This is a genomic window from Microbacterium sp. LWH7-1.2, assembly GCF_038397755.1.
Taxonomy (GTDB): Bacteria; Actinomycetota; Actinomycetes; order Actinomycetales; family Microbacteriaceae; genus Microbacterium.
The window spans coordinates 1723782-1744659 of the sequence record NZ_CP151637.1 but is presented as its reverse complement, the minus strand read 5'-3'; the positions used below and the strand labels follow the sequence as shown (position 1 = coordinate 1744659).

At 70.6% G+C, this 20878-nt stretch carries 18 protein-coding genes; 12 read left to right on the top strand and 6 right to left on the bottom strand.

The annotated features are described in order from the left end of the window. Nucleotides 1-16 precede the first annotated feature (16 nt). Complete coding sequence (locus tag MRBLWH7_RS08255) at nucleotides 17-1474, top strand: NAD(P)H-quinone dehydrogenase (protein WP_342001003.1); 1458 nt, start codon at nucleotides 17-19, stop codon at nucleotides 1472-1474. A gap of 125 nt (nucleotides 1475-1599) precedes the next feature. On the opposite strand, the gene MRBLWH7_RS08250 is transcribed toward MRBLWH7_RS08255, so the two are convergent. The 3 genes from MRBLWH7_RS08250 to MRBLWH7_RS08240 form a co-directional block, all read right to left on the bottom strand. After that, entirely contained in the window at nucleotides 1600-1902 is a 303-nt protein-coding gene (locus tag MRBLWH7_RS08250) for a hypothetical protein (RefSeq protein WP_342001000.1), read from the bottom strand. A gap of 181 nt (nucleotides 1903-2083) precedes the next feature. Next, a complete protein-coding gene (locus MRBLWH7_RS08245) occupies nucleotides 2084-3850 on the bottom strand; it encodes a biotin carboxylase N-terminal domain-containing protein (protein WP_342000997.1) in 1767 nt (588 codons plus the stop codon). Between the two features lie 78 nt (nucleotides 3851-3928). Next, nucleotides 3929-4618, bottom strand: a complete 690-nt coding sequence (locus tag MRBLWH7_RS08240) for a Maf family protein (protein WP_342000995.1) — start codon at nucleotides 4616-4618, stop codon at nucleotides 3929-3931. A gap of 150 nt (nucleotides 4619-4768) precedes the next feature. On the opposite strand from MRBLWH7_RS08240, the gene MRBLWH7_RS08235 reads away from it, so the two are divergent. From MRBLWH7_RS08235 to MRBLWH7_RS08220, 4 genes are read left to right on the top strand one after another with little or no spacing between them, the layout of a single operon-like run. Beyond that, nucleotides 4769-6115 carry a TRAM domain-containing protein gene (locus MRBLWH7_RS08235; protein WP_342000993.1) on the top strand — a complete coding sequence of 449 codons (1347 nt, stop codon included), beginning with the start codon at nucleotides 4769-4771 and terminating at the stop codon, nucleotides 6113-6115. 22 nt (nucleotides 6116-6137) lie between these two features. Next, the gene (locus MRBLWH7_RS08230; protein ID WP_342000991.1) at nucleotides 6138-6815 is read left to right on the top strand and encodes a response regulator transcription factor; all 678 of its coding nucleotides are present in this window, start codon (nucleotides 6138-6140) and stop codon (nucleotides 6813-6815) included. Next, nucleotides 6805-8055: an ATP-binding protein gene (locus MRBLWH7_RS08225; RefSeq protein WP_342000989.1), complete on the top strand. Its 1251-nt coding sequence runs from the start codon at nucleotides 6805-6807 to the stop codon at nucleotides 8053-8055. The genes MRBLWH7_RS08230 and MRBLWH7_RS08225 overlap by 11 nt, the downstream gene beginning before the upstream one ends. Then, entirely contained in the window at nucleotides 8052-9164 is a 1113-nt protein-coding gene (locus MRBLWH7_RS08220; RefSeq protein WP_342000987.1) for a hypothetical protein, read from the top strand. Before MRBLWH7_RS08225 ends, MRBLWH7_RS08220 begins: the two co-directional genes overlap by 4 nt. Nucleotides 9165-9563: 399 nt before the next feature. Here the strand turns inward: MRBLWH7_RS08220 and MRBLWH7_RS08215 are convergent, their stop codons facing one another. Next, complete coding sequence (locus tag MRBLWH7_RS08215; RefSeq protein WP_342000985.1) at nucleotides 9564-9812, bottom strand: acyl-CoA carboxylase subunit epsilon; 249 nt, start codon at nucleotides 9810-9812, stop codon at nucleotides 9564-9566. After that, nucleotides 9809-11407, bottom strand: a complete 1599-nt coding sequence (locus MRBLWH7_RS08210; protein WP_342000983.1) for an acyl-CoA carboxylase subunit beta — start codon at nucleotides 11405-11407, stop codon at nucleotides 9809-9811. The genes MRBLWH7_RS08215 and MRBLWH7_RS08210 overlap by 4 nt, the downstream gene beginning before the upstream one ends. A 130-nt stretch (nucleotides 11408-11537) precedes the next feature. Here MRBLWH7_RS08210 and MRBLWH7_RS08205 point away from each other — a divergent pair, with 130 nt between their 5' ends. The 3 genes from MRBLWH7_RS08205 to MRBLWH7_RS08195 all read left to right on the top strand — a co-directional run bounded on the left by MRBLWH7_RS08205 (nucleotide 11538) and on the right by MRBLWH7_RS08195 (nucleotide 14385). Next, nucleotides 11538-12359 carry a biotin--[acetyl-CoA-carboxylase] ligase gene (locus tag MRBLWH7_RS08205; RefSeq protein WP_342000980.1) on the top strand — a complete coding sequence of 274 codons (822 nt, stop codon included), beginning with the start codon at nucleotides 11538-11540 and terminating at the stop codon, nucleotides 12357-12359. A 241-nt stretch (nucleotides 12360-12600) separates the two neighbouring features. After that, entirely contained in the window at nucleotides 12601-13185 is a 585-nt protein-coding gene (locus MRBLWH7_RS08200; protein WP_342000979.1) for a PH domain-containing protein, read from the top strand. A gap of 63 nt (nucleotides 13186-13248) precedes the next feature. After that, on the top strand, nucleotides 13249-14385 hold the full coding sequence (locus MRBLWH7_RS08195; protein WP_342000977.1) for a 5-(carboxyamino)imidazole ribonucleotide synthase: 1137 nt from the start codon (nucleotides 13249-13251) through the stop codon (nucleotides 14383-14385). A gap of 62 nt (nucleotides 14386-14447) precedes the next feature. Here MRBLWH7_RS08195 and MRBLWH7_RS08190 read toward each other — a convergent pair whose 3' ends face one another. After that, entirely contained in the window at nucleotides 14448-15335 is an 888-nt protein-coding gene (locus MRBLWH7_RS08190; protein ID WP_342000975.1) for a hypothetical protein, read from the bottom strand. A gap of 206 nt (nucleotides 15336-15541) precedes the next feature. On the opposite strand from MRBLWH7_RS08190, the gene purE reads away from it, so the two are divergent. The 4 genes from purE to MRBLWH7_RS08170 all read left to right on the top strand — a co-directional run bounded on the left by purE (nucleotide 15542) and on the right by MRBLWH7_RS08170 (nucleotide 20861). Further along, nucleotides 15542-16009, top strand: coding sequence for a 5-(carboxyamino)imidazole ribonucleotide mutase (purE, locus tag MRBLWH7_RS08185; RefSeq protein ID WP_342001975.1), 468 nt, complete (start codon nucleotides 15542-15544; stop codon nucleotides 16007-16009). Next, complete coding sequence (locus MRBLWH7_RS08180) at nucleotides 16006-17487, top strand: LCP family protein (protein WP_342000972.1); 1482 nt, start codon at nucleotides 16006-16008, stop codon at nucleotides 17485-17487. The genes purE and MRBLWH7_RS08180 overlap by 4 nt, the downstream gene beginning before the upstream one ends. Nucleotides 17488-17489: 2 nt before the next feature. Beyond that, nucleotides 17490-18620, top strand: a complete 1131-nt coding sequence (locus tag MRBLWH7_RS08175; protein ID WP_342000969.1) for a glycosyltransferase — start codon at nucleotides 17490-17492, stop codon at nucleotides 18618-18620. A gap of 93 nt (nucleotides 18621-18713) precedes the next feature. Beyond that, on the top strand, nucleotides 18714-20861 hold the full coding sequence (locus tag MRBLWH7_RS08170; RefSeq protein WP_342000967.1) for a hypothetical protein: 2148 nt from the start codon (nucleotides 18714-18716) through the stop codon (nucleotides 20859-20861). Nucleotides 20862-20878: the final 17 nt, after the last annotated feature.

Genomic DNA, 20878 nt, shown 5'->3' with positions numbered 1-20878 from the left:
CGCTGGGCAGGGGAGAATGGAATTCATGTCGATCAGCTTCGAGACCACCCAGAGCGTCGCCATCCTCGGCGGCGGACCCGGAGGCTACGAAGCGGCGCTGGCCGCCGCCCAGCTCGGAGCCGAGGTGACGGTGGTCGAACGCGCCGGCATCGGCGGCTCGGCCGTCATCACCGACGTGGTGCCGTCGAAGTCGCTCATCGCGACCGCCGACGCGGCCGTCGCGATCGCGGGCGCGGGCGACCTCGGCGTGCAGCTGTTCGCGAAGGGCAAGGACGGCAAGCCGCTCAAGCCCGAGATCGCCATCAACCTCACCGCCGTCAACAAGCGCCTCCTGACCCTGGCCCGCCAGCAGTCCGACGACATGCGCGCCTCGCTCGCCGAAGCGGGCGTGCGCATCATCTCGGGTCACGGCCGCCTCGAGGGCGACAACGCGGTGGTCGTCTCCACGGGCCCGGGCGGCACGGACTTCGACCGCATCGAGGCCGACACCCTCGTGGTCTCGACCGGTTCCTCGCCGCGCGAGCTCCCGACCGCCAAGCCCGACGGCGAGCGCGTCCTCACGTGGACCCAGCTGTACAACATGACGGCCCTGCCCGAGCACCTGATCGTGGTGGGCTCGGGCGTCACGGGCGCCGAGTTCGCCGGCGCCTACATGAACCTCGGCGCCAAGGTCACATTGGTCTCCAGCCGCGACCAGGTGCTGCCCGGTGAGGACAAGGATGCCGCCGCCGTCCTCGAGCGCGTGTTCAAGCGAGGCGGCATGAACCTGCTGTCGAAGTCGCGTGCCGCGAAGGTCGAGAACACCGGCGACGGTGTCGTCGTGACGCTGTCGGACGGACGCGTCGTCGAGGGCAGCCACTGCCTCGTGGCGGTGGGCTCGATCCCCAACACCGCCGGCATCGGCCTCGAGCAGGCCGGCATCCAGATGACCGAGTCCGGCCATATCCAGGTGAACCGCGTCGCGCGCACGTCGGTGCCGAACATCTACGCCGCCGGCGATTGCACGACCTTCGTGCCGCTCGCCTCCGTCGCCTCGATGCAGGGGCGCACGGCGATCTTCCACGCGCTCGGCGACATCGTCATCCCGCTCGAGCGACGCCGCATCACGTCGAACATCTTCACCGCCCCCGAGATCGCCACCATCGGCTGGCAGGAGAACGACATCGCCGAGGGCCACATCCAGGGCGTCGTGCACAAGCTGCCGCTGGCGGCGAACGCGCGCGCGAAGATGATGGGCATCAAGGACGGCTTCGTGAAGCTCATCGCCCGCGAGGGCAGCGGCACCGTGATCGGCGGCGTCATCGTCGCCCCGCGCGCCTCGGAGCTCATCTACCCGATCGCCATCGCCGTCGAGCGCCGCCTCACGGTCGACCAGGTCTCCCGTGTCTTCGCGGTCTACCCGTCGCTGTCGGGGAGCATCACGGACGCCGCGCGCGCGATGCACGTCGTCGACCACAACGTCTACGGCGGCTGACGCGCTCGTTCGGATCGTGCGCTCTCGCCGACAGCACACGCTACGCGCGCACACGACGTGTGCTCTGGGCGAGATCACATGATGTGAACGGATGCTGCTGGTCGCAGCATCCGTCATCACCGGCGTCAGGCGAGCCCGGTGTTGGAGCGCCAGAGCTCGGCGGCGCGGTTCGCCGCAACGTCGACGAGGGCGCGGAGCTCCGGTCGGTCGGGCATCGCGAACGACACGTAGGCCCCGCGACCGCCGGCCGTCGGGCGCCCATACGCCTTCACAGCCACGGAGCGGTCGGGCAGGAGCCGCACCGTCAGCGACTGCAGCTCGAACTCCTCGCCGCGGCGCACGTCCGTCCAGCGGAGCTCCGGCGGAATCACGACGTTGATCGCGAGCGCCGACACCTCGGGGGCGTCAGGGTCAGGGGAGGCGTCCATGCCGCCATCCTGTCACCCTCCCCGACGCCGCGTGCCCGAGGCATCCGTCCGCCTCGGTTCGCATGATGCCGAAACACGGGTCGGTCACTGCACCGCGCCGGTGACGGATGCCGCGCCCCGGCGTGTCTCGCGTCGGGCCCGTGTTTCGGCGCCCCGACGTCGCGAAACCCGGGGCGACGGATCAGGAGATCGTGAGCAGCTGGTGCCCGGCCGACACGGTCGTGCCGGGGTCGGCGTTGATGGCGCCGATGACGCCGTCCTTGTGGGCCTGGATGGGCTGCTCCATCTTCATCGCCTCGAGGACGATGACCAGGTCGCCCTTGACGACCTGCTGGCCCTCTTCGACGGCGACCTTTACGACCGTGGCCTGCATCGGCGACTTGACCGCGTCGCCCGAGGCGCCCGCGACCACCGAGGGGGAGTGCGAGCGGCGCGACGGCGGCACGGCCGCCGGGCGTCCGGCGACGCCGACGGGGGCCACGACGCGGTCGGGCAGGCTCACCTCGAGGCGCCTTCCGGCGACCTCGACCACGACCGTGTGGCGCGCCTCGGCGGGGGTCGGCTCGCTGAGCTCGCCGTCCCACGGGGCGATGTCGTTGACGAACTCGGTCTCGATCCATCGCGTGTAGACGCCGAAGCCGCCGTCGTCGGCGGTGAACGCGGGGTCGCGCACGACGGCGCGGTGGAACGGCAGCACCGTGGGCAGGCCAGAGACCTCGAACTCGTCGAGTGCGCGGCGCGAGCGCTCGAACGCCTCGGCGCGGTCGCGGCCGGTGACGATGATCTTCGCGAGCAGCGAGTCGAACGCGCCCGAGACGCTGTCACCGGCGGTGACGCCGGAGTCGAGACGGATGCCGGGACCGCCGAACGTCTTGAACACGTGGATCGGTCCGGGCTGGGGGAGGAAGCCGCGGCCCGGGTCCTCGCCGTTGATGCGGAACTCGATCGAGTGGCCCTCGGGCGTCGGGTCATCGTAGCCGAGCTCCTCGCCCTCGGCGAGGCGGAACTGCTCGCGCACGAGGTCGATGCCGGTGACCTCTTCGGAGACCGGGTGCTCGACCTGCAGGCGCGTGTTCACCTCGAGGAACGAGATGGTGCCGTCGGCGCCGATGAGGAACTCGCAGGTTCCCGCGCCGACGTAGCCGACCTCCTTGAGGATGGCCTTCGACGCGTCGTACAGGGTCTTGTTCTGCTCGTCGCTGAGGAAGGGCGCAGGCGCCTCTTCGACGAGCTTCTGGTGGCGGCGCTGCAGCGAGCAGTCGCGCGTCGAGATGACGACGACGTTGCCCTCGGCATCCGCCAGGCACTGCGTCTCGACGTGACGGGGCTTGTCGAGGTACTTCTCGACGAAGCACTCGCCGCGACCGAACGCGGTGATCGCCTCACGCGTCGCGGACTCGAACAGCTCGGGCACCTCGTCGATGGTGCGGGCGACCTTGAGCCCGCGCCCGCCGCCGCCGTACGCGGCCTTGATCGCGATCGGCAGACCGACCTCTTCGGCGAACGCGACGACCTCGTCGGCGCCGGCCACGGGACCGGGGGTGCCGGGGGCGAGCGGTGCGCCCACCTTCTCGGCGACCGCGCGGGCGGTCACCTTGTCGCCGAGGGCCTCGATCGCCTCGGGCGACGGGCCGATCCAGACGAGCCCGGCGCCGATCACGGCGCGGGCGAAGTCCGCGTTCTCGGCGAGGAAGCCGTAGCCCGGGTGCACGGCGTCGGCGCCGGAGCGGCGGGCGACGGAGAGGATCTTGTCGATAGACAGGTACGTCTCGGCGCTCGTGGCGCCCTCGAGGGCGTACGCCTCGTCCGCCAGGCGGGCGTGCATCGCGTCGCGGTCCTGGTCGGCGTAGACGGCGACGGAGGACTTCCCGGCATCGCGGGCGGCGCGGATGACGCGGACGGCGATCTCGCCGCGGTTGGCAACGAGAACCTTGGCGATACGAGACATGGATGCCAGCCTACCGACGGCATCCCGAGGGCTTTTGACCGGTTCGTACAAGAACCGACCAGAAACGTGGGATTCCTACTACAACGACTCTTCGCCGATCTCACCGCGCTCGAGCGATGGGTCGGACGTGTTCCACAGCGCCGTCCAGTCCACGCCCACCTCGCGCACGAGGCGGCGCAGGGTCGACACCGACATGCCCACGACCGTCGAGGGATCCCCGTCGACGCGGTCGATGAAGGCGCCGCCGAGACTGTCGACCGTGAACGCGCCGGCGACGTGCAGGGGTTCGCCGGTCGCGACGTACGCGTCGATCTCGGCATCCGTCACGTCCGCGACGAAGGAGACGGATGCTGCAGCCGTCGCATGCACCTCACGCGGGGGTTCACCCGGCTCGATGCGCACCACGGCGTGGCCGGAGTGCAGCACACCGGTGCGGCCGCGCATCGCACGCCAGCGGGCGGCCGCGTTCTCGGGTGTGTAGGGCTTGCCCAGCACTTCGCCGTCGATCTCGAACATCGAGTCGCCGCCGATGACGATGCCGTCGAAGTCCGGGATGTCGTCGTGCAGGCGCACCGCCACGTCCGCCGCCTTGCGCCGTGCGAGCAGGAGCACGTGCTCGTCGGGCGCGAGCGTGCGCCCCTCGGCCGCCTCGACCGCGGCGATCACCGCTTCTTCGTCGACGTCGGGAGCGACGGTGAGCGGGCGGATGCCGAACTGCCCGAGCAGCATCAGCCGGGCGGGCGAGGTCGAGGCGAGGCAGACGCGCATGAACCCACCGTATCCACGCCCGCCCATTTGCCGTTTGCAGGATTGGTGCGCGGGGCAACGGGCCGACCCCGCATTATTCGGCGCCCTGCCGGGCGCTCGAGTGGAGTCGGTCCTGCGAACGGTACGCCTCACCGCGCGTAGGCTCGTCGGGTGAGCGAAACCGGCGACCTCCTCGACCTCGACATCACGGGCGTCGCCCACGGCGGCGTGTTCGTCGCGCGGCACGAGGGACGCGTCGTGTTCGTGCCCGACGCGATCCCGGGGGAGCGCGTGCGCGTGCGGCTCACCGACACCGCGAAGAAGTCGTTCTGGCGCGGCGAGACCCTCGAGGTGCTCGAGGCCTCGCCGCACCGTCAGCTGCACGTGTGGCGGCAGGCCGACGTCGACGTTCCGCCCGAGCAGCGCCCGGGCGGCGCCGACTTCGGCCACATCGCGCTGGAGCACCAGCGCGCTCTCAAGCTCGAGGTGCTGCGCGACGCCCTCCATCGCTTCGGCGGCGTCTCCGAGCCCGTCGCCACGATGAGCGGCGTCACCTCGGTCCTCGCGGACGGCAGCGAGGAGGCCGACGGCGAGTCCGTCGACGGCACCGCCTGGCGCACCCGCGTGAGCCTGCACGTCGACGCGGACGGCAACGTCGGCCAGTACGCCGCGCGCAGCCACCGCGTGGTCCCCCTCGAGGACCTGCCCCTCGCGACCTCGGCGGTGGAGTCCGCCGCGCTCGCGCTCCACGGCGGCGAGCCGGGCCGGATCGATCTCGTCCAGCCCGCGGACGGTCGCGTTCGCATCCTTGCTCGGCCGGAGCGGAAGACGGATGCTGCGCCCCGACGTGGCCGCGGCGCTCGAGCGTCGTCCGCCAAGCCTCGCAAGGCTCCCGCTCCCGAGGTCGTCCTCGAGCGTGTCGGTGACCGGGACTTCCGTGTGGATGCCGGCGGGTTCTGGCAGGTCCACCGCCTCGCGGCGCATACCCTCACCACGACCGTCTCCGCCGCGCTCCGCGCCCTGCCCCGCGACGCTCCCGCCGTCGACCCGGATGCCTGGCATCTGGACCTCTACGGCGGCGTCGGCCTCTTCGCGGCGACGCTCGGCGAGCTCGGCGGCTCCTCGACCCGGGTGACGAGCGTCGAGTCCGATGCCCGTGCCACCGAGCACGCGGGGGAGAACCTCGCCGACTGGGTCGGCGCGCGCGCCGAGACGGGGCGCGTCGACCGGTGGCTCGCACGGCTCGCGGCCGAGGCATCCGCTCCCGAACGCGAGCGGCTGTCGCGAGGGGTGGTGCTGCTGGATCCTCCGCGTTCGGGAGCCGGCCGTGACGTCGTCGATCACCTCACCGCACTCGCGCCCTCGACGATCGTCTACGTCGCCTGCGACCCGGTCGCGCTCGCGCGCGACATCGCCACCTTCCGCGCCGGCGGGTACGAGGTCGCAAGTGTCGATGGCCTGGACCTTTTTCCGAATTCACATCACGTCGAAGCCGTGGCGGTTCTCACCCGCGCGTGACACTCGTCGCTAGGCTGGCGGAATGACGCGGGTGGCCTTCATCGACGATCACGAGTCGGTCCGGCTCGGCCTCGAGGCGGCGTGCGCCCGGGCCGAGACCATGAGCGTCGCCTTCTCCGGCAACACGGTCACCGAGTACGTCGACTGGCGGGCGATGTCGCGACAGGCCCCCGCCGACGTGGTCGTCCTCGACCTGACGCTCGGCGACGGGACCACGGTCACCGAGAACGTGCGGCGTCTCGTGCTCGACGGTTCGAGCGTCATCATCCACAGCGTGGCCGACCGGCCCGCGGCCGTGCGTGAGGCGCTCGCCGCCGGTGCGGCCGGCGTCGTCAGCAAGTCCTCGCCCATCGGCGACGTGATGGCCGCGGTGCGCACGGTCGCGCGCGGCGAGCCGCTCAACAACGTCGAGTGGGCCAGCGCCGTCGAAGGCGACCGAGCCTTCGCCGACGCACAGCTGTCGGCGCGCGAACGCGACGTGCTCCGCCTCTACGCCGCCGGCCTGCCGCTCAAGGTCGTCGCTGATCGCCTCGGGGTCGCGTACTCGACGGCGAAGGAGAACATCACGCGCATCCGCGTCAAATACGTCGAGGTCGGCAGGCCCGCTCCGACGAAGATCGATCTGCTGCACCGAGCCGTCGAGGACGGGATCCTCGTCGAGCCCTCGGCGGACCCGGGAGAGGCCACGCGTGGCCGCTGACGCACCGACCGGTGTGCTGGACACGGCGTGGGGGCAGATCCCGCACTCGCCGCAGACGACTGCCGGGATCGGATCGTTCACGCGATCGCGCGTCGAGCGCATCATCTCGCTCGTCGCGGGCGGCTTCGGCTCGCTGATCCTCGGACTCCAGTCGTTCCTGAGCGCGTTGGGGCCGGCCCCGGAGCGCCCCGGATGGCACGTTCCGCTGATGGTCGTCGTCTTCGGCGCCCTCGGTGTGATGGTGCTGGCCTGCGTGATCGGCCGCGGCGTGCGCCCGGCGGCCGGCGTGTTCGCGATCGTCTACGTCCTCGTCCTCCTGATGTGGCCGATCGCGACGGCGGGCGTGGCACCGCCGACCACGGACGAGCCGTGGATCTGGTACCTGCTGAACCTCGCGACTCTGGCCGCCGTGCTGGCGTTCCCCTTCCCCTTGCAGATCGCCTTCACGATCGCGCTGCCGCTTCTGTTCGGCGTCGTCCGGATGATCCAGGTCGGGTTCGCGGCCGATTACTGGACGGTGGCGATCCTGGACGTGACGTTCGCGCTCATCCTGGGCGGGATCATCCTGACGCTGGGGTGGCTGTTCCGGTCGGTCGCGGTGAACGTCGACAAGACCCGCGCCCAGGCGGTCTCCTCGTACGCGCAGGCCGCCGCGGCCGATGCCGCCGAGCAGGAGCGCGTCGCGGTGGCGGCGCTGATGCACGACAGCGTCCTCGCGGCGCTGATCGCCGCCGAGCGGGCCACCACTCCTCGCGAGCGCACGCTCGCGGCGACCATGGCCCGCGAGGCGCTCACCCGGCTGGCCAACACCGAGCAGGACGAGCACGAGGGGCCGGACGAGCCGTGGGCTCCGGCCGCGCTGGCCGAGGAGATCGCCCAGGCGGCCCGGGAGCTGGGCGTCGATGTCGACGTGCACCGCGAGATCGACCCGGCCGCCCCGCTCATTCCCGGACGCGTGGCCCGCGCCCTCTCACTCGCCGCGACGCAGGCCGTGGCGAACGCGGTCCAGCACGCGGGTGGTGCGGGACTCGGAGTCGTGCTCCCCGCCGCGCACGGGACCGTCCGTGTCGAGGTCCACGACGCGGGCGAGGGATTCGACCTGGACGCCGTGCCGGACGATCGTCTCGGCATCCGCGCGTCGATCATCGCCCGCGTCGCCGCGGTGGGAGGACGGGCTGATCTCGAGTCGGGGCCTCACGGCACCGTCGTGCGCCTCACCTGGCAGGAACCGTCGTCATGATCAGCGTCAAGAACGTCCTCACCGTGCTCGGCGTCGCATTCACGGCATACTTCGCCGCGCGTGGTCTGCTGTGGACGGGGCAGCCGATTCCTTACCCGCTCATCATCGTCATCGTGGTCGGCATCTACCTCGCCACGGCGTGGCTCTGCATCTTCTGGGCGCGCCCATCTCACCGCGCCCAGCCGGCCGGGGCGCCAGGACCGGCCGAAGCGTCGCCCGAGAGTCTCGAAGCGCAGGCGGCACCGCACCCGGTGGGTGAGGGCATCCGCGGTCCGCTGCCGCTGCCCGCAACTGCGCAGGCGCTCGCGCTCGCGTGCGCGGTGATCGTGCCGAACGCCATCCCGATCGCGGTCGGCGAGACCGCGCGCGAGGCCTCCTTCGCCACGTGGTACCTCGGAGGGATCGGCGCCCTGATGACCATCGTCATGGTACGGCGTCGGCCCTGGACGGCGTGGGCCGGCATCGTGCTGCTCGCGGTCGCGTCTTCCCTGTGGATGGGTCCGCTCACCGCGCTGAGACTGGGCCTCGTCGGCTCGATCGTGTGGGTCACGAGCGCCCAGTTGCTGGTGTTCTCGATGGACCGCGCCGCCCGCGACACCTCGCGCCTCACGCGGCTGCAGCGTGCCGCCACCGGCTGGCAGACGTCGCAGGTGGTGCGCCAGCGGGAGCGGCGCGTGCAGGTGCAGCGCGCCCTCGCCGTCGCCGGGCCGGTGCTCACGCGCACGGTCGCGCACGCGGGCGTGCTCACCGATGCGGACCGCCTCGAGGCGCGGATCGCCGAGGGCCGGTTGCGCGACGAGATGCGCGGACCCCGCCTCCTCGACGACGAGGTGCGCGGCGAGCTCGAACGGGCGCGGCGCCGCGGCGCCAACGTCACGGTCCTCGACGAGGGCGGACTCGACGACGTCGACGACGAGACCCTCGGGATCATCCGCGCCCAGCTGGCCGAGGCGCTGCGCTCGGCGAGTTCCGACCGGCTCTACATCCGCACATCGCCGGACGAGCGGGTCGCCGTCACCGTGGTGGGTCGCTCGCCCTCGGTGGGCGGACCCAGCGACGAGGACTCCGTCGACCTTTGGCGCGAGATCCCGCACCCGGGCAGGGCCTGACCCGCCACGCCGCAATCCCTTGACAAAGGCGTCTGATCGCCTCGTCAGGACGGTGATGGATGCCGCGGCCCCGCGATTCGCGGGTGCCGGATCCGCCCGGTTCGAGGGCAGACTCGCTCTCCGCCGGAAAGGGGGAGGGGATTCTGGCGGAGAGCGGGAGATGAAGGAGGCGAGGGGCGGCGAAGCCGCCCGCCCCTCGCCTGCGCGGACGGTTACCCGAAAACCATCCGCATGGCCGGACCCGGGGCATCCGCTAAGCGGTGTCGGATCGACCGAACGCAGAAGCGTTCCAGCGAGTCAAGTATCTCGGGGTTGCAAGGGATGTGTCTGTAGGTATTTCGGGGGACAAAGCCGCCGGCAGTGGACCGGGTCCATGAATCCCACCGCCGACGCTCGCCATCAGGCGCTCCCGAACCGGCCCCAGCCGAGATCGCGGTTCAGCGGCTGCCGGAGGGCGCGCTGCGACAGCTGCCACCCGGTGCGGGTCACGCGGTCGTCGGCGACGGCCTCGGCCGCCTCGCCGGTGTACGCCTCGCTCACGACGGCGATGAGCGCGGCGAGTTCTTCCTCGGTGGGCGCACCGCGGTGGACCTCGATGGTCGGGCCCTGGGGCGCAGCATCCGTCGCCCCTCCGTCTTCGAGGCTCACAGCGGGATGTTCCCGTGCTTCTTGGGCGGAAGGCTCGCGCGCTTGCCGCGGAGGGCACGCAGAGCCTTCGCGATCGAGACGCGGGTCGCGGCCGGCTCGATGATGCCGTCCAGCTCGCCGCGCTCGGCGGCGAGGAAGGGCGAGGCGACGTTGTAGGTGTACTCGTTCGCGAGGCGCGTGCGGACGGCGGCGACGTCCTCGCCGTTCTCCTCCGCCTTCTTGATCTCGCCGCGGTACAGGATGTTGACGGCGCCCTGGCCGCCCATCACCGCGATCTCGGCCGTCGGCCACGCGAGGTTGACGTCGGCGCCGAGCTGCTTCGAACCCATCACGATGTACGCGCCGCCATAGGCCTTGCGGAGGATCACGGTCACGAGCGGCACCGTGGCTTCGGCGTACGCGTAGAGGAGCTTGGCGCCGCGGCGGATGACGCCGGTCCACTCCTGATCGGTGCCGGGAAGGTAGCCGGGCACGTCGACGAGCGTGACGATCGGGATCGAGAACGCGTCGCAGAACCGCACGAAGCGGCTGGCCTTCTCGCCGGCCTCGATGTTGAGGGTTCCCGCCATCTGAGAAGGCTGGTTGGCGATGATGCCCACCGAGCGGCCCTCGATACGGCCGAATCCGATGACGATGTTCGGGGCGAACAGCGGCTGCACCTCGAGGAAGTCCTCGGCGTCGACGATGCCGCGGATCACCTGGTGGATGTCGTACGGCTGGTTCGGCGAGTCGGGGATGATCGCGTTCAGCGCGCGGTCGGCATCCGTCGTCTCGAACTCGAAGCCCGACTCGTAGACCGGCAGCTCCGCCATGTTGTTGTCGGGGAGGAAGCCGAGCATCGAGCGCACGTAGTCGATCGCGTCGTCCTCGTCCTCGGCGAGGTAGTGCGCGACGCCCGAGCGGGTGTTGTGGGTATGCGCGCCGCCGAGCTCCTCCATGCCGACGTCCTCGCCGGTGACGGTCTTGATGACGTCGGGACCGGTGACGAACATCTGGCTCGTCTTGTCGACCATGACCACGAAGTCGGTGAGGGCGGGCGAGTACACCGCGCCGCCCGCGGCCGGGCCCATGATGATCGAGATCTGCGGGATGACACCCGACGCGCGCGTGTTGAGACGGAAGATCTCGCCGTACTTGCCGAGGGCCACGACGCCCTCCTGGATGCGCGCACCGCCGGAGTCGAGGATGCCCACGATCGGGATGCCGCTGCGCAGCGCGAACTCCATGACCTTGATGATCTTCTCGCCGGCGACCTCGCCGAGCGATCCGCCGAAGGTCGAGAAGTCCTGCGAGTACACCGCGACGGTGCGGCCGTGGATCGTGCCGACGCCGGTGACGACCGAGTCGCCGTACGGGCGGGAGCGGTCCATGCCGAAGGCGGTCGTGCGGTGGCGCACGTACTCGTCGAGCTCGACGAAGCTGCCGGTGTCCAGGAGCATCTCGATGCGCTCACGGGCGGTGCCCTTGCCCTTCGCGTGCTGCTTCTGCTTCGCGACCTCCTCGGGATCGAGGACGGCCTCCTGGAAGCGGGCGCGGAGGTCGGCGATCTTGCCGGCGGTCGTCGAGAGGTCGGGCAGCTCGGTCACGGATTCCACCCTATCGGCGGGTCCTGTCGATCCGTTGGAGGGTTCGCACAAGGGGGAGCGGCATCCGCTGTTCGCCCTCTGTTCGTGCTCGGCGAGGACCGGCGGGCGTCAGGCCGGCGGGAGGCGTAGCGTGAGCGGCATGACGTTCTCGTCCGAGGGGTTCCCGCTCACCGCCGCCGTGAGTCCGCGCGTCCAGGTCGTCGAGACCACGGACTCGACCAACGCCGATGTCATCCGGCACGTCATCGAGGCGCCGCATGAGTGGCCGCACCTGTCGCTGCTGCTGACGAACGATCAGCGGGCAGGTCGCGGGCGTCTCGACCGGACGTGGGTGACGCCGCCGGGCTCGGCGCTCGCCGTGTCGGTCGCGGTCGACGCGTCGGAGCTTCCGGTCGCCGCGCGCGGGTGGATCCCGCTGATCGCAGGTGCGGCGATGACCCGAGCGATCGCGGCGCAGCTGGTCGGCTCGGCGCACACCGCCACGCTGAAGTGGCCCAACGACGTGCTCCTCGACGGAGCGAAGATCTGCGGCATCCTCGCGGAAGTGGTGCCGGGGCAGCCCGAGATCGTCGTGATCGGATCGGGCGTGAACACCACCATGGCGGCCGTCGACCTTCCCGTCGCGACGGCGACCTCGTTCGCCGCGGCGGGGCTGACGTGCGACGACGACCGTCTGCTCGCCGACTACCTCGTGGCCCTCGACGAGCAGCTGAGGGCGCTGGGCGCCGCCGGCGGTGACGCCGCCTCCTCGGGCGTGCTCGCCGAAGTCGAGGCGCTGTGCAGCACGCTGGGAAGCGATGTGGCGGTGTCGCTGCCGAACGGCGACACGCTCTGGGGTCGTGCGCAGCGGATCGATCCCGACGGGCGCCTGGTGGTCGTGCAGGACTCCGAGTTCGAGAGCGTCGTGTCGGCCGGAGACGTGGAGCACGTGCGGAGCCGCCCCGCCTCATCCGAGGGTTGAGCGGGCTGTTGTTTCCCGATCGTTGAGCGGCGCGTCACCTCCTTCCCGGTCGTTGAGCGAGCTTGCGAGTCGAAACGCAGCGCGTGGCTTCTTTCCCGGTCGTTGAGCCAGCTTGCGAGTCGAAACGCGGCGCGTGGCCTCGTTCCCGGTCGTTGAGCGAGCTTGCCAGTCGAAACGCGGCACCTGACGTAAATCGGCGGGTGCGCACCGGACTGTCAGTCCTGCACCGCACAATGGGGACATGACGCAGCCGACGAGCTACGGCGGAAGGCCGCTGACGCCCGCCCCTGGCGCGCCCACGCCCGAGCTGCTCGTCGCGCGTTTCCGCGCCCATGCCCGGCGGCTCTCCTGGTCGGCGCTCGTGCTGATCGCCGTGGCGGCCGCGTGCGGCTATTTCTACGGCAACCTGCCTGCTCCTCTCGAGGATTGGATGCTGCTCGCCGGCGCCGCGGTCGTCGTGCTGCTGCTCGTCGTGCTGCCCTATCTGGCCTGGGCGGGTCACATCTATACGATCACCACGCGGCGCGTGATGGAACGTCGCGGCGTCCTCTCCGTCAAGCGGCGTGAACTGGCGCACGTGCGCGGCTACACCCTCAAGGTGCGCCGAGGCCTGCTGCAGCGCATGTGGGGCGCCGGGACGATCACGCTGACCAACGGCATCGACGAGCCGCTGAAGCTCGCGAACATCCCCAGCGCCGAGCTGGTGCACGAGGCGCTCGTCGACCAGGTCGAGGTCAACCAGATCCTCGCTCACCGCGACGCCCAGCCGCTTCCGCCGGGTGCGCAGCCTTCGGTCCCACCGAAGCCTCCGCTGCCGCAGGCCTGACCCGGCGCGTTCATCGTCCCGCGGGTGCGGGATGATGGAGGAAGTCTGCAGAGAGGGAGTGGCATGGCGCTGCGAGTCGGAGTCGTCGGGGGTGGGCAGCTGGCCCGCATGATGATCGCGCCGGCGGTCGAGCTCGGGGTCGAGATCCGTGTGCTCGCCGAGGACGAGGGGATGTCGGCATCCCTCGCCGCGACCGCCGTCGGCGATTACCGCGACGCGGACACCGTCCTCGCCTTCGCGCGCGACGTCGACGTCGTCACGTTCGACCACGAGCACGTGCCGCAGGACGTCCTCGCCACCCTCGTCGGCGAGGGCATCTCGGTGCACCCCGGCCCCGAGGCGCTGAAGGTCGCGCAGGACAAACTGGTCATGCGCACCCGCCTGCAGGAGCTCGGGATGCCGCAGCCCGACTGGGCGGCCGTCGCGAACGCTGACGAACTGCAGGCCTTCATCGACGACCACGGCGGCCGGGCCGTCGTGAAGACGCCGCGCGGCGGCTACGACGGCAAGGGCGTCCGTGTCGTGTCGGCCGGGACCGAGGCCGACGACTGGTTCGCCACCCTTGCGGAGGACGCGCACGGGGGCGCCCTTCTCGTCGAGGAGCTCGTCGACTTCACGCGCGAGCTCGCGCAGCAGGTCGCACGTCGCCCCTCGGGAGCGGTCCGCGCGTACCCGGTCGTCGAGACCGTGCAGCGCGACGGCGTGTGCGCCGAGGTGATCGCGCCCGCTCCGCACTCGAGCGACCGCCTGCAGCAGGTGGCCGCCGGGATCGGCGTCTCCATCGCGGAGGGACTCGGCGTGACGGGGATGCTCGCGGTCGAGCTCTTCGAGACGACCGACGAACGGCTCCTCGTGAACGAGCTCGCTATGCGCCCGCACAACAGCGGGCACTGGAGCCAGGACGGCGCCGTGACGAGCCAGTTCGAGCAGCACCTGCGGGCCGTCCTCGATCTGCCGCTCGGCGACACCGACCCCCTCGCCGGATGGGCCGTGATGGTCAACATCCTCGGCGGGCCCGCGGAGGAGTCCCTCGACGCGCGCTTCGCCGCCGCGATGGACGAGCACCCGCAGGCGAAGGTCCACACCTACGGCAAGACGCCCCGCCCCGGTCGCAAGGTCGGCCACGTCAACGTCGTGGGCGACGAACTCGACGACGTCGCGTACCAGGCGCGGGCCGCAGCATCCTTCTTCCTGGACTGAGACGCTGGCGGGAAGGGCCGGTCTCCGACGATCCGGCCCGGGGCGGCCGTTGCCTCGCCGCCTCAGAGCCGCCAGTCGTCTCCCTTGTCGATGACGCGGCCGACGTAGGTTACTTCTACCGACCCGCTGTAGCGGACCATGCCAGGCGCGAAGGTGCCCCAGCTCGGGACGCCCTGGCCTGGCCCGAAGGTCGGCAGGTACGCGCCGTACTGGTACAGCGTCTCCTGGATCGGGCGATAGCAGGCGCCACCTCGGTCGCTGATCCCCACCACGGTGCCCAGCGCGCGCAGGCCGGACTCGTCGTTGCGCCAGACCGGACCGCCGACATCACCGGCCGAAGCGGTCGCGTCCGTGCACAGGAGGAGTTCGCCGAAGCGCCCGGGAGCGGTGCCCAGGACGCGGCCCTCGGTCCAGCCGGTGTCGATCCCCATCTTCCCGATGAGCAGCCCGACCGGCTGGTCGGCGCTGCGCGTCCATCCGACGACCCTTCCGTCACCCGGCATGGCGCGCGTGGTCGGGTCGACGATGATCTGGAAGGCATCGTTCCCCGGTCGCAGCTTGAGCAGGACGAGAGGATCGGCGTCCCGTCGTGCGAAGAGGTCCGCGTGATAGCCCGCATCACCCCGGATGCTGCCGTCGGCGGCGAGTCCCACGCTGCACATGCCGGCGGTAGTCAGAAACATCCCCGAGGCGCCTGCGATGGTGTAGCCGCCCGAGCACGCCTTGTCGACGTAAGCCCCCGCGGTGCCCGCGACACTGCCCCAGATGGCAGGCTCGCCCGCCAGATAGTCGTACCCCTCCGCTTCCGGAACGTCCCTGATCTCGGCGGCGGCTGTGGGCGCCTGCGGAACAGTCAGCGCCGCGCCCGCGGCCATCACGAGCACCGCGATCAACCACCGGCTGATCGACCGTCGTCGGAGTGGGGGACGGGTGATGGTCGTCGCATCCATGGCTCTCACGATAGGCGGTGAATCCGCGGTGCCGTCGGGGTTGACACAATCTGGCGCAGCCGCGGCCGATTCCGTCGCGAGTCGCAATGGGCAGGGCGGCGATGCCGCTCTGCGCGCCGTTGCGGGGTTCTTGCAGCCACGCCCCCTAGCCTTGACGGGTGACTGCGCCCCTTCATTCCTCCGAGGCGCCGCTCGTCGGCGTCGTCATGGGCTCCGACTCCGACTGGCGGGTCATGAGCGACGCGTCTCAGGCGCTCACCGATTTCGGCATTCCGCACGAGGTCGAGGTCGTCTCGGCGCACCGCACGGTCGACAAGCTCATCCGCTACGGGCGTGAGGCCCGCGAACGCGGCCTTCGGGTCATCATCGCCGGGGCCGGTGGCGCGGCGCACCTCCCCGGCATGCTGGCATCCGTCACCGCCCTGCCGGTCATCGGCGTCCCGGTGCAGCTGGCGACGCTGGATGGCATGGACTCGCTACTGAGCATCGTGCAGATGCCCGCCGGCATCCCGGTCGCCACCGTCTCCATCAACGGCGCGAAGAACGCGGGACTCCTGGCCGCGCGCATCCTCGGCAGTGCGGACGCCGGCATCGCGGACAGCGTCGAGGCCTACGCCCGCGACCTCGAAGCGCAGGTCGAGCAGAAGAACCGGCGGCTCAAGGACTCACTGTGAGCGTCATGAGCGCGCCGCGCACCAGCGCCCGTCCGTCAGGGCTGGGCGTCGTCCAGGAGCGTCCGATGAGGAATCCGGATGCCTCGTCCCGCGCCGTCATGACGCGCCGCGGGTGGTGGCTGGTCGGGCTCAACTTCCTCATCCCTGGTTCTGCGCAGGTGCTTGCGGGCAACCGCAAGCTGGGCCGCCTGGGCATCGCCACGACCCTGGTGATGTGGGTGCTCCTCGTCGTCGCGCTGCTGTTCGCGCTGCTCGCGCCGACCGCGGGGCTCAGTATCGTGACGGGCGCATGGCTTCCCGACTGGCTCGGGCTGCTGCGGCCGCTGCCGCTGCTGATCGCGCAGGGGCTGCTGATCGCGTACGCGGTGCTGTGGGCAGTGCTCACGATCGACACGCTGCGCCTGGTGCGGCTGGTGAAGACCGGGGGCGTGGCGCGCTTCGCGATCGCGCTGGTGGCCGTCGGTCTGTTGGTGGTCGGCAGCGGCACGGCCGTGTACGCGTCGAACGCCGTCGGAGCTGTCCGCAGCACGATCAGCACGATCTTCGGGGCGAGCGGCCCCACCGTGCCGCCTTCGGACGGGTATTACAACATCCTGCTGCTGGGCGCCGACAGCGGCGAGGGCCGCGACTCGATGAGGTTCGACAGCATCTCGGTGGTCTCGGTGAACGCGACGACCGGCGCGACGACGATCACCGGCATCCCCCGTGACATGCCGAACTTCCCGTTCGCCGAAGGGCCGATGCAGGACGAGTACCCGAACGGCTTCGAGGGGCACGGCGACCCGACGTGCGGCTGGGGGAGCGGGATCAACCAGCTGACGAATGCCGTCGAGCAGTGCCGGGAGGACCGTGGGACGGGTCTGTATCCGGATGCTGCGGCACAGGGATCTGCGCCCGCGATCGAGGCGACGAAGGACGCGGCTTCGGGGATCCTCGGCATCGAGATCCCGTACTACGTCTTCGTCGACATGCACGGGTTCGCGTCGCTGGTCGACGCGCTCGGCGGGGTCGACATCAACGTCGTCGAGCGGCTGCCCAAGGGCGGACCGCCGGAGGGTGTCGATCCGCACAACGTCGACGCGTGGGCGATCGGCTGGATCGAGCCGGGACAGCAGCACATGGACGGCGACACCGCCCAGTGGTATGCCCGCTCGCGCTACACGACGAGCGACTTCGACCGTATGAGGCGCCAGCGTGAGCTGCAGGAGGCGATCCTCGCCCAGTTCACGCCTCAGGTCGTGCTGACGCGCTTCCAGGACGTCGCGAACGCCGGTGCCGACATCGTGGAGACGGATCTGCCGCAGTCGCTCATCCCGACTCTCGTCGACCTCGGGCTCAAGGCCAAGGAACAGCAGGTGCAGGCGCTCGAGCTGACGCCCGAGGGCGGCATCGACGAGTTCAACCCCGACTACGCGTACATCGCCAACCTCGTACAGACCACGCTCCACCCGCCGACCCCGACGCCTGCGGGGGAGTGATCGTGGCCGCAACTCTTCGCGTGGTGCTGGACCAGCTCGTCGCGCCCACCGAACCCGAGGTCGCGGAGGCGTCGCGGGAGCTCGCGCGCGCGCTGGTGTTGGGAGCGCCGTCGGGGTGCGAGGTCGAGGCGATCGCGCCCGCCGGTGGAGTTGATGGCGCTCTGGATGCGGTGCCCGGGCTGGCGGGGGTGCGCCGCACGGCGCTGCCGCGGCGCGAGCTCGCTGCTGCGCTGCAGCTCGGCGTGGGCACGGGGATCGGCGGCGGGATGATCCACTCGCCGTCGCTGTTCGCGCCGCTTGTACGCCACGACCGGGTGCACGACCACGATCAGACCGTCGTCACGTTGTGGGATCTGCGGCCCTGGGAGTCGCCTTCGGAGCTGACCCGGTCGTCGGTGGCGTGGCACAAGGCGATGCTGAAGCGCGCGGTCAAGCACGCGGACGCCGTCGTGGTGCCGACGCACTCGCTCGCGGTGCGGCTGCTGGAGATCGCGCCGGGCCTCAGGGACCGGGTGCGGGTGATCCCCGGGGCTTCGCCGTCGGGGTTCGCCGTTCCTACGGATGAGGTCGGACGTCGTCGATCGCTGGGTCTGCCGGAGGGGTATGTGCTGCTCGCCGGCGGCCCGCTGGGCTCGGAGGGGTTGGATGCCGGACTCGCTGCGGTCGCAGCATCCGGTGTCGACCTGCCAGTCGTCGTGATCGACGTCGAGGAGGGCCACGAGCCTGCGGTGGCGGACCTTGCCTCCGCGGCCGGACTGCCGGAGCGAGCATTGCACGTGCGGGGGGTTCTGGACGCGGCCGATCGTGCTGCGGTCTTCGGTGCGGCGGTCGCGCTCGTGGCACCGTCGCGGCGCGTCGCCTTCCCGTGGCGAGTTGTGGACGCCCTGACGCTCGGGGTGCCGGTGGTGGCGGTGTCATCCGCGGTGCATGACGAGATCGTGGTCGACGGCGGCGTTCTCGTGCCGGCGACGAGCGCTGCTGAGCTCGCGGGGGGTGTCGGGGCCGCACTGAGATCGGCGCTCGGCTCGACCGCCGCCGGAGAACGACTCGGCGTCCTTTCCGCCGATCGCGGTCGTGCCTTCTCGTGGCGGGAGGCTGCCGACAAGGTCTGGGCTCTGCACGCCGAACTCTGAGCGACAGCCGCCTCTCTGCGGGAACGGCGTGTCGCTGATGAGTAAACATCAGCGCCGTTGTACACCAGGCGTCACATACGCCACACTGTTCACATGGTGGGGGATAAGAACCATGCGGTCATCGTCGACCCGACGCGGGCCGTGCTCGCCGGATTGAGTGCGCTGCTGCTCGTGCTCGGCCTGCTGCCGCTCGCTGCGTCCGGGGCGTCAGCGGCGGCGGCGGAGCCTGCCCCCGCGGGGATCGTGAAGACCGCTGACCTCACGCAGTTCCAGCCGGGGAACATCATCAGCGACGCGGTGTTCTTCCGCAGCGGCACCATGACCGCGGAGCAGATCCAGCAGTTCCTCGAGCAGAAGGTGCCGAAGTGCCAGTCGGGTTACACGTGCCTGCGAGACTGGTACGACACCTCCCGCACGACGACAGGCGATGCCATGTGCAGCCCCTACTCGGGCGGCACCCGCGAGCGCGCGTCGACCATCATCTACAAAGTGGCGCAGGCCTGCGGGATCAACCCGCAGGTGATCCTGGCCACGCTGCAGAAGGAGCAGGGTCTGGTTACCCACGTGTGGCCGAGCGACTGGCGCTACACGATCGCGATGGGGCAGGGCTGCCCCGACACGGCTGCGTGTGACACCCGCTACTACGGCTTCTTCAATCAGGTGTACGGCGCTGCGTGGCAGCTCAAGCGGTACGCCAACCCTCCCGGCACCAGCCAGTACTTCACCTGGTATGCACCGGGCAAGACGTGGAATGTCCGCTGGAACCCCAACCAGGCGTGCGGATCTTCGCCGGTCTACATCCAGAACCAGGCGACCGCCAATCTGTACTACTACACGCCGTACCAGCCGAACGCGGCCGCCCTGCGGGCTGGCTACGGCGAGGGCGACGCGTGCTCAAGTTACGGAAACCGCAACTTCTTCAACTACTTCACCGACTGGTTCGGATCGACGACCGGGGGCGGCAACCCGTTCGGCAACATCGAGCTCATCCAGGCGTCGCCGGGCCAGTTCCGGGTCGCCGGATGGGCAGCCGACCCCGACACGAAGAACCCGATCGCGGTACACGTCTACGTCGGTTCAGCCGGCACTGCCGTGACCGCCGACATCGAGCGGTCCGACGTCGGCGCCGCGTACCCCGCCGTCGGTTCACGCCACGGGTTCGATGCGGCCGTGTCCGCGACGGGCGCCGGCGACGTCGCGGTCTGCGTGTACGCCATGAATGTCGGCGCCGGAAGCCACGTACTCCTTGGATGCCGCACGCTGTCGGCGATGAGCGGACCCCCGGTCGGCGCGATCGAGGAGGTATCGGCGGCAGACGGCCGGGTGTCGGTGAGTGGATGGGCGCTGGACCCCGACACCGCGGCATCCATCCCCGTGCACGTCTACGTCGATTCGGCAGGGACGGCCATCACGGCAGCCGGCAGTCGGTCCGACGTTGCGAGGGTGTATCCCGCCTACGGTGGCGCGCACGGGTTCAGCACATCGGTGCCCGCGGCTCCCGGGACGCATACGGTCTGCATCTACGGCATCAATACCGGGCCGGGCGGGCACACGCTGCTCGGGTGTCGGAGCGTCGTCGTGCCGGGCACGCTCGACCAGGGCCGCGCTCCGATCGGTAATTTCGACGGCTTGGCGATCAGCGGATCCGCGGCGACTGCGTCCGGCTGGGCGATCGACCCCGACACGACGGCGCCCATCCAGGTGCACCTCTACGTCGGCAGCACGGGCGCCGCGCACACCGCGGACAAGACGAGGGACGACGTGGGCCGGGTATACCCCGCATACGGCGCCGACCACGGGTTCGTCGAGCAGCTCACGCTCCCGATCGGGCGCAGCACGGTATGCGCCTATGCGATCAACACGGGGCCCGGTGGTCACACGCTCCTGGGCTGCAAGACCGCCGACGTCGTGTCGGAGAAGGATCTGGGCCGCCCTCCCGTAGGCAACTACGAGGCGGCGATGCTCGGAACGGGCGGAGCGACGATCTCGGGGTGGGCGCTCGACCCCGACAGCAGCGCGTCCATCGCCGTCCACATCTACGTCGACTCGGTCGGAAAGGCGTATGTCGCTGACAAGTCGCGGCCCGACGTCGCCCGCGTGTACCCGCTGCACGGAGACAGGCACGGATTCGGCGAGTTCGTTTCGATGGCGTCCGGAACCCACCGGGTGTGCGCCTACGGGATCAACACCGCAGCCGGCGGCCACACGCTCCTGGGCTGCCGCGACGTCACGGTCCCGTGATCGGCACGTCCTCGACC

What these genes read in the sequence shown, in the direction of transcription:
- MRBLWH7_RS08250 (WP_342001000.1), bottom strand. Translation starts at nt 1,902, where the DNA reads ATGGACGCCTCCCCTGACCCTGACGCCCCCGAGGTGTCGGCGCTCGCG.
- MRBLWH7_RS08190 (WP_342000975.1), bottom strand. Translation starts at nt 15,335, where the DNA reads ATGGATGCGACGACCATCACCCGTCCCCCACTCCGACGACGGTCGATC.
- MRBLWH7_RS08195 (WP_342000977.1), top strand. Translation starts at nt 13,249, where the DNA reads ATGGCGCTGCGAGTCGGAGTCGTCGGGGGTGGGCAGCTGGCCCGCATG.
- MRBLWH7_RS08220 (WP_342000987.1), top strand. Translation starts at nt 8,052, where the DNA reads ATGATCAGCGTCAAGAACGTCCTCACCGTGCTCGGCGTCGCATTCACG.
- MRBLWH7_RS08245 (WP_342000997.1), bottom strand. Translation starts at nt 3,850, where the DNA reads ATGTCTCGTATCGCCAAGGTTCTCGTTGCCAACCGCGGCGAGATCGCC.
- MRBLWH7_RS08255 (WP_342001003.1), top strand. Translation starts at nt 17, where the DNA reads ATGGAATTCATGTCGATCAGCTTCGAGACCACCCAGAGCGTCGCCATC.
- MRBLWH7_RS08205 (WP_342000980.1), top strand. Translation starts at nt 11,538, where the DNA reads ATGACGTTCTCGTCCGAGGGGTTCCCGCTCACCGCCGCCGTGAGTCCG.
- MRBLWH7_RS08200 (WP_342000979.1), top strand. Translation starts at nt 12,601, where the DNA reads ATGACGCAGCCGACGAGCTACGGCGGAAGGCCGCTGACGCCCGCCCCT.
- purE (WP_342001975.1), top strand. Translation starts at nt 15,542, where the DNA reads ATGGGCTCCGACTCCGACTGGCGGGTCATGAGCGACGCGTCTCAGGCG.
- MRBLWH7_RS08170 (WP_342000967.1), top strand. Translation starts at nt 18,714, where the DNA reads ATGGTGGGGGATAAGAACCATGCGGTCATCGTCGACCCGACGCGGGCC.
- MRBLWH7_RS08230 (WP_342000991.1), top strand. Translation starts at nt 6,138, where the DNA reads ATGACGCGGGTGGCCTTCATCGACGATCACGAGTCGGTCCGGCTCGGC.
- MRBLWH7_RS08240 (WP_342000995.1), bottom strand. Translation starts at nt 4,618, where the DNA reads ATGCGCGTCTGCCTCGCCTCGACCTCGCCCGCCCGGCTGATGCTGCTC.